Below are 444 nucleotides of genomic sequence, written 5' to 3'. Positions count from 1 at the left end.
TCATTGATGCCATCCGTACGCCTTTTGGTCGTTATGCCGGTGGTTTGGCGCCTGTCCGTGCGGATGACTTAGGTGCAGTGCCATTAAAAGCATTAATGGAACGTAACCCTTCTGTGGATTGGAATGTCGTCGATGACGTTTTATTTGGCTGTGCCAACCAAGCCGGTGAAGATAACCGTAACGTCGGTCGTATGTCGGCGCTTTTAGCAGGTATTCCTTATACAGTACCTGCAACCACAGTCAACCGTTTATGTGGTTCATCACTCGATACTGTGGCAATGGCCGCGCGTGCCATTAAAGCTGGTGAGGCTGACGTGATTGTGGCAGGTGGTGTTGAATCTATGTCACGTGCTCCATTTGTGATGGGTAAATCTGAGAGTGCATTTGGTCGTAGTCAAAAGATTGAAGACACCACCATGGGCTGGCGTTTTATCAACCCGAAGC

The 444-nt window shown here is 49.3% G+C and carries 1 protein-coding gene; it reads left to right on the top strand.

Annotated features, from left to right (window positions below; genetic code table 11):
* Positions 1-2 precede the first annotated feature (2 nt).
* Positions 3-444: thiolase family protein (locus tag AC1M89_RS14760; RefSeq protein ID WP_481614394.1), on the top strand; the 442-nt coding region annotated here is incomplete at its 3' end.

The organism is Acinetobacter sp. ANC_7635, from assembly GCF_056779945.1.
Note: the sequence above shows the minus strand (reverse complement) of the source record. Positions and strands in the feature narration are given on the sequence as shown.